Genomic DNA, 6,375 nt, shown 5'->3' on the forward strand with positions numbered 1-6,375 from the left:
TGCGCAGAGGCCGGTCAGCGGGCCGCGCGCGAGGAGGAGGGGGGAGAGGGGGACGAGGTGGTGTCCGGGAGGGGCACGGCGAGCAGGGGCGCCGTGATCTCGGGGACCGCCGCCCAGGTGTGCAGGGGGGCCGGCGGGACCGCCTCCAGGGGGCGTATCAGCGGGGACATGACGGCCGCGCCGGCCATCACCGGGGCGGTCAGCGCGTGCACCACGTGGTGCCGGGCGGCGGGATGCGGCACTCCGGGCAGCAGGGGCGCGGACACCTCCGTCGGCGCGGCCGGGCTGTCGCCGAGCGCGCTCTGGCCGTGCACCTGCCCGAGCAGCGGCCCCACGGCCCGGCGCCGCTGGGATTCGGGCGCCGTCGCGGCGCCCGCGCCCGGTGTGCGCATCGGGGTCACGTTGCTTCCCGTGCCGGAGCCGCCGCGGGCTTCCGCGTCGGTGGGGTTGCCGGTGGTGACACCGCCGAGAGCGATCGCGGCCAGGGACACGGCCCCGGCGGCCACGAAGGCGAACCGCAGCCGCGAGGAGTACCGGTCCGTCTCGTGCCGGCCGACGTCGTGGATGCGGAAGCCCCGGTTGGCCGGCGGCAGGCCGCGGTGGTCGGAGGGGAGACCACGGTGGTCGGAGGGGAGGCCCCGGTCGCCGCCGGGGAGACGGCCGCCCCCCGCGGAGGACGGCAGCACGGGCAGGTGCGGCCGGGACGGGGCGTACCCGAACTCGAACCGGTCGCCGCGCTTCGTCCCGAAGGCGCCGGACGACCCGAACCGCCCGGTCAGGCCGCCGGGCAGCCCTCCCCCGCCCGGCGGCAGTTCGTCACCGTCCGGGCCGCCGCCCGCGGGTAGTCCCTGCAGGCGGGCCAGGAAACTCTCGGAGGGAGGCGGCGGGGCCGCTTCCGCGAAGACGTTCTTCAGCCGGCGCTGGGCGTCCACCTCCGCCTTGCACTTCGGGCAGGTGGCCACGTGCGCCAGTACGCGCTCACGCGCGTCATGACCGAGCTCTCCGTCCACCAGGGCGGAGAGTCGGTCTCCCAGGTGCTGCTCTGCGAGGTGTCCCTCGGAAGCTTTCGGCCGTGATCCGCTCACGCGCTCGCGCCCCCTCCTCCCAAGGCGGGAACACGGGGCACGAAGGAGCGACGCTCGGCACGCGCCTCCGGGGAGCGGTGCGCGAGGGCCTTGCGCAGCTGGGAGCGGCCGCGGTGGATCCGCGAACGGACCGTGCCGAGCTTGACGCCGAGGGTCGCGGCGATCTCCTCGTACGACAGTCCTTCGATGTCGCACAGGACGACCGCGGCGCGGAACTCGGGGGCCAGGGTGTCGAGGGCCTGCTGGACGTCCGCGTCGAAGTGCGCGTCGTTGAAGACCTGCTGGGGCGTGGGCTCCTTGCTGGGCAGCCGCTCGGCCGCGTCCTCGCCGAGGGCGTCGAAGCGGATGCGCTGCTTGCGGCGGACCATGTCGAGGAACAGGTTCGTGGTGATGCGGTGCAGCCAGCCCTCGAAGGTGCCGGGCGTGTAGGTCGACAGGGAGCGGAAGACGCGGACGAAGACCTCCTGCGTGAGGTCCTCCGCGTCGTGCTGGTTGCCGGTCAGACGGTAGGCGAGCCGGTAGACCCGGCCGCTGTGCGTGCTGACGATCTCCTCCCACGTGGGCGGAGTCCACGCCTGCCCGTCCGCGTCGGTGGTGAAGGTCGCGGTCTGGGCGAAGCCGGCGGCGTGGTGGTCAGCAGCGGTGTCGTTCACGGATGTCGGCCTGCCCGCTGATCCGAGGAAGCGCCGGAGCACTCCTCCGCGATCCACAGGCGTAGCCGCACCTCCCCTGTCAGCTCTGGTGGTGTCCAGTGGAGCCCCTACCATAGCCACCTCGCCCGTTAGGACCGGATAAGCGGTTTTACGAGAATTTGATCTGGGCTGATACGCCTCGTACTGCTGCGTCGGCACTTGCTCGGCGTCCTGATCCACTGCCTGCCCCCCGTCCCGGCCCGCGCCGCTTGCTCATCCCTTTAAACGACCGGTCCCATCTGCGGGTTCCCGGGCCCAACGGATACAGTCACGCCAGGCATTCACGGGGACAGGAGAGGGTCATCACCGGCAACCGGCAGACGAGCTGGGCGTTCGCCGACGCCTATGTCGCCGAGGACGAAGCGCTGCGCTGGGCCCGGGACCGGGCCCGCGAGGCAGGGCTGCGCTCGGTGTCGCCCGGCACGGGCGCCGCGCTGCGGTTGCTGGCCGCCTCCGTCGACGCGAAGGCCGTCGCGGAGATCGGGACCGGCTGTGGTGTCTCCGGCATGCACCTCCTGCACGGTATGCGGCCCGACGGCGTGCTGACGACCGTCGACCCGGAGCCGGAACACCAGCAGTTCGCCCGTCAGGCCTTCCGTGCCTCGGGCTTCGCCAGCAACCGGGCCCGCTTCATCCCGGGGCGCGCCCTGGACGTGCTGCCCCGCCTCGCGGACGCCGGCTACGACCTCGTCTTCTGCGACGGCGACCGCCTCGAGGTGATGGACTACCTCGCTGAATCGTTGCGGCTGCTCCGCCCCGGTGGACTGGTCGTCTTCGAGGGCGCCTTCGCGAACGGCCGGACGGTGGACTCCGGCCCGCAGCCCACCGAGGTGCTGCGGCTGCGGGAGCTGCTGCGCGCGGTGCGCGAGAGCCAGGAGCTGGTGCCGTCGCTGCTGCCGGTGGGCGACGGTCTGCTGTGCGCGGTGAAACGGTAGTCCGCGGGCACGTTAGCGGAACGGAAGCCGGGGCAGGCCAGAGTCAGCGGTGAGAAAACAGCCGCCCCGGCACCTCATGTGATGCCGGGGCAGCTGAAAGGGTATGGTCGCTTGCGCGTCAGCCGACGACCTTCTTGAGGGCGTCGCCGAGCGCGTCGGCCTCGTCCGGGGTCAGCTCGACGACGAGCCGACCGCCGCCTTCGAGCGGAACGCGCATGACGATGCCCCGCCCCTCCTTGGTCACCTCGAGCGGGCCATCACCCGTCCGCGGCTTCATGGCCGCCATGCTCGTTCCCCTTCCTGAAACCCAGCTCATCGTCAAAGCCGACGGCCCTGAGAAGGGCACACGTGCGGTTCCTTGTGGCAGGACACGCGACACCGGCATCGAACACATTGCTTCCCAGCCATTATCCCGCATCCCAGGACCCGATGACCAACATCAGTAGGCATCGCTTGGGCAACGCACGCGAGCAAAACCACTCAATTCGGCGATGAGGCTGCGATACTCCGCCGCCGTGCTCACATCCGCCGAACGGATCCGGGTGAGAATTCTTTGACGCAGGTCACACGTCCGGTCCGGTCCGTGGTCGGCGATCTCCGTCATGCTGTCCTGCAGACCCGGGACGTACCGGCCGGTACGTCCCCGAGCCGCGACACGGAGGGGATACGCCATGGCCGACACCGTGCTCTACGAGGTGAGCGACGGACTCGCGACGATCACGCTGAACCGCCCGGAGGCGATGAACGCGCTGAACGTGGCGACCAAGGTCGCCCTGCGGGAGGCGGTCGAGTCCGCGGCGGGCGATCCCGCCGTACGGGCGGTGCTGCTGACCGCCGCCGGTGACCGGGCGTTCTGCGTCGGGCAGGACCTCAAGGAGCACATCGGCCTGCTGGTGCAGGACCGGGAGACCGGCTCGGGCCAGACCATGAGCACGGTCCGGGAGCACTACAACCCGATCGTGCGGGCGCTGGCCGCGGCGGCGAAGCCGGTCGTCGCCGCCGTGAACGGGGTGGCGGCGGGGGCTGGCTTCGGTTTCGCGCTCGCCGCGGACTACCGGATCGTGGCGGACACGGCGGCGTTCAACACGTCGTTCGCGGGGGTCGCCCTGACCGCGGACTCGGGGATCTCCTGGACGCTGCCCCGGGTTGTCGGACCGGGACGGGCCACCGACCTGCTGCTTTTCCCGCGCAGCATCAGCGCGCAGGAGGCGTACGACCTCGGTATCGCCAATCGGCTGGTGCCCGCCGGTGAGCTGCGGGCGGAGGCCGAGAAGGTGGCGCGGGCGCTGGCCGAGGGGCCGACGGTGGCGTACGCGGCGCTGAAGGAGTCGGTGGCGTTCGGGCTGACGCACTCCTTGGAGGAAGCGCTGGAGAAGGAGGACGAGCTGCAGACGCGGGCCGGGTCCTCCGAGGATCACGCGATCGCCGTGCAGGCCTTCGTCAACAAGGAGAAGCCGAAGTATCTGGGCCGGTGAGGTCGCGGCCTTCGCATCGTGGGGAGCTGCGGGTGCTATGTGGTTGCTCGCGCAGTTCCCCGCGCCCCTGAAGGGGCGCTTCTCGCCACGCATGTCGCCAAGTGATCGTCGACCAGGCCGCACGCCTGCATCAGGGCGTAGGCCGTCGTCGGGCCCACGAAGCGGAGGCCTCGCTTCTTCAGGGCCTTGGACAGGGCCGTCGACTCGGGGGTGACGGGCGGGACGTCCGAGAGGGTCTTCGGGGCCGGACGGCCGGCCGGGTCCGGGGCGTGGGACCAGATCAGCTCGTCCAGCTCGCCCGGGGACCACTCGGCGAGCACGCGGGCGTTGGCGAGGGTCGCGTCGATCTTGGCTCGGTTGCGGATGATGCCGGCGTCGGCCAGGAGGCGCTCGCGGTCCTCGTCGGTGAAGGCCGCCACCGAGGCGATCTTGAAGTCGGCGAAGGCGGCGCGGAAGCCGGGGCGGCGGCGCAGGATCGTGATCCAGGACAGGCCGGACTGGAAGGCCTCCAGGCTGAGGCGCTCGAACAGCGCGTCGTCGCCGTGGACCGCGCGGCCCCACTCCTCGTCGTGGTACGCCACGTACTCCGGGGCGGACAGGGCCCAGGGACAGCGCGGCGCGCCGTCCGGGCCGGCGAGGGCGGCGCCGTCGCTCACGGCCGGTCCTCCTGCCTCGGGGCGGGCTTGTCCATGGAGACGTGGTCCTCCCCGGGCGCGTGCCCAGGGCCGTGCGCGGAGGCCGCTCGGGCGCCTGCCAGGGCCGACTCCAGGTCGGCGATGCGGGCGTCGCGTTCGGCGAGTTCGGCGCCGAGGCGGCTGAGCGCGTCGTCCACGTCCGCCATGCGGTAGCCGCGGGCGGCGAGCGGGAAGCGCAGGCCCTCCACGTCCGCGCGGTCGACCGGGCGGTCCGGCGGCAGCGGGTCCCGCAGCCGCTCGGGGGCGGCCTCGGGCAGCGGGGCGTTCTCGCCGCCGCCCACCACGGCGAGGGTCACCGCGGCGACCACGACGGCGAGCGCGACGACCAGGAACAGGAACATAACCATCGCGGGGCCCCCACGGTCGGATGGATCGGACTCCACGGACTCCTCGCAGTCCTCGGAGTCCTCCGAGTCGGATGTTGTCAGGCTCCGATCGTGCCATGCGACTCTGACAGTTAGGGTCGCAGGCGGCGGAAGACGGGGACGTACCAGGAAAGGTCACAGGGGATGCTCAGGCTGGGCAGGCGGGAATTCGGGCCGCACGAGCCGGTGATCATGGCGATCGTGAACCGGACTCCGGACTCCTTCTACGACCAGGGCGCCACCTTCCGTGACGAGCCGGCCCTCGCGCGCGTGGAGCAGGCCGTGGCCGAGGGGGCCGCGATCATCGACGTCGGCGGGGTCAAGGCCGGGCCGGGCGAAGAGGTCACGGCCGCGGAGGAGGCCCGGCGGACGGTCGGGTTCGTGGCGGAGGTGCGGCGGCGGTTCCCGGACGTGATCATCAGCGTGGACACGTGGCGGGCCGAGGTCGGCGAAGCGGTGTGCGAGGCCGGGGCGGACCTGCTGAACGACGCGTGGGGCGGGGTCGACCCGGGGCTCGCGGAGGTCGCCGCGCGCCACCAGGTGGGGCTCGTGTGCACGCACGCGGGAGGTGCGCAGCCGCGGACCCGGCCGCACCGGATCGAGTACGACGACGTCATGGCCGACGTCCTTCGGGTGACGGTCGGGCTGGCGGAGCGGGCGCTGGCGCTGGGGGTGCCGAGGGAGTCGATCATGATCGACCCGGGGCACGACTTCGGGAAGAACACGCGGCACAGCCTGGAGGCGACGCGGCGGCTGGACGAGATGGTCGCCACGGGGTGGCCGGTGCTGGTGTCCCTGTCCAACAAGGACTTCGTCGGGGAGACGCTGGACCGGCCCGTGAAGGAGCGGGTGGTCGGTACGTTGGCGACGACGGCCGTGTCCGCGTGGCTGGGGGCGCAGGTGTACCGGGTGCACGAGGTCGCGGAGACGCGGCAGGTGCTGGATATGGTCTCGGCGATCGCGGGGCATCGGGCTCCTGCCGTCGCCCGGCGGGGGTTGGCCTAGCCCGAGTACCAGGGGGCTCCGCCCCCTGGACGTCGAGGTCGGAGACGGGGTCGCGGTCCGACTCCAGCGTGGCGGTGTCCAGGACGTGCACCAGCACACTGCACCGCTCCACGTGCCGCAGGA

General features: G+C 72.3%; 9 protein-coding genes. 3 read left to right on the forward strand and 6 right to left on the reverse strand.

What is annotated here, in order from left to right; genetic code table 11:
- Window positions 1-14: 14 nt before the first annotated feature.
- Window positions 15-1,085: an anti-sigma factor family protein gene (locus ABZ948_RS36870; protein WP_359767167.1), complete on the reverse strand. Its 1,071-nt coding sequence runs from the start codon at window positions 1,083-1,085 to the stop codon at window positions 15-17.
- Entirely contained in the window at window positions 1,082-1,780 is a 699-nt protein-coding gene (gene sigE, locus ABZ948_RS36875; protein ID WP_037766263.1) for an RNA polymerase sigma factor SigE, read from the reverse strand. The genes ABZ948_RS36870 and sigE overlap by 4 nt, the downstream gene beginning before the upstream one ends.
- Window positions 1,781-1,992: 212 nt before the next feature.
- On the opposite strand from sigE, the gene ABZ948_RS36880 reads away from it, so the two are divergent.
- Entirely contained in the window at window positions 1,993-2,712 is a 720-nt protein-coding gene (locus ABZ948_RS36880) for an O-methyltransferase (RefSeq protein ID WP_435857765.1), read from the forward strand.
- A gap of 118 nt (window positions 2,713-2,830) precedes the next feature.
- Here ABZ948_RS36880 and ABZ948_RS36885 read toward each other — a convergent pair whose 3' ends face one another.
- Together ABZ948_RS36885 and ABZ948_RS36890 are read right to left on the reverse strand one after the other, a co-directional pair.
- A complete protein-coding gene (locus tag ABZ948_RS36885) occupies window positions 2,831-2,998 on the reverse strand; it encodes a DUF3117 domain-containing protein (RefSeq protein ID WP_003966491.1) in 168 nt (55 codons plus the stop codon).
- 153 nt (window positions 2,999-3,151) lie between these two features.
- Window positions 3,152-3,316, reverse strand: coding sequence for a hypothetical protein (locus tag ABZ948_RS36890; protein WP_359767168.1), 165 nt, complete (start codon window positions 3,314-3,316; stop codon window positions 3,152-3,154).
- 67 nt (window positions 3,317-3,383) lie between these two features.
- Between ABZ948_RS36890 and chcB the strand changes: the two genes are divergently transcribed.
- On the forward strand, window positions 3,384-4,187 hold the full coding sequence (gene chcB, locus ABZ948_RS36895; protein ID WP_359767170.1) for a 2-cyclohexenylcarbonyl CoA isomerase: 804 nt from the start codon (window positions 3,384-3,386) through the stop codon (window positions 4,185-4,187).
- Window positions 4,188-4,222: 35 nt separating this feature from the next.
- Here chcB and ABZ948_RS36900 read toward each other — a convergent pair whose 3' ends face one another.
- The gene (locus ABZ948_RS36900; RefSeq protein WP_359767172.1) at window positions 4,223-4,843 is read right to left on the reverse strand and encodes a DNA-3-methyladenine glycosylase I; all 621 of its coding nucleotides are present in this window, start codon (window positions 4,841-4,843) and stop codon (window positions 4,223-4,225) included.
- Window positions 4,840-5,229, reverse strand: a complete 390-nt coding sequence (locus ABZ948_RS36905) for a DivIVA domain-containing protein (RefSeq protein ID WP_359767174.1) — start codon at window positions 5,227-5,229, stop codon at window positions 4,840-4,842. The genes ABZ948_RS36900 and ABZ948_RS36905 overlap by 4 nt, the downstream gene beginning before the upstream one ends.
- Before the next feature lie 162 nt (window positions 5,230-5,391).
- Here ABZ948_RS36905 and folP point away from each other — a divergent pair, with 162 nt between their 5' ends.
- Complete coding sequence (folP, locus tag ABZ948_RS36910) at window positions 5,392-6,252, forward strand: dihydropteroate synthase (RefSeq protein ID WP_359767176.1); 861 nt, start codon at window positions 5,392-5,394, stop codon at window positions 6,250-6,252.
- Window positions 6,253-6,375 lie beyond the last annotated feature (123 nt).

It is taken from the genome of Streptomyces olindensis, assembly GCF_040645895.1.
Taxonomy (GTDB): domain Bacteria; phylum Actinomycetota; class Actinomycetes; order Streptomycetales; family Streptomycetaceae; genus Streptomyces; species Streptomyces olindensis.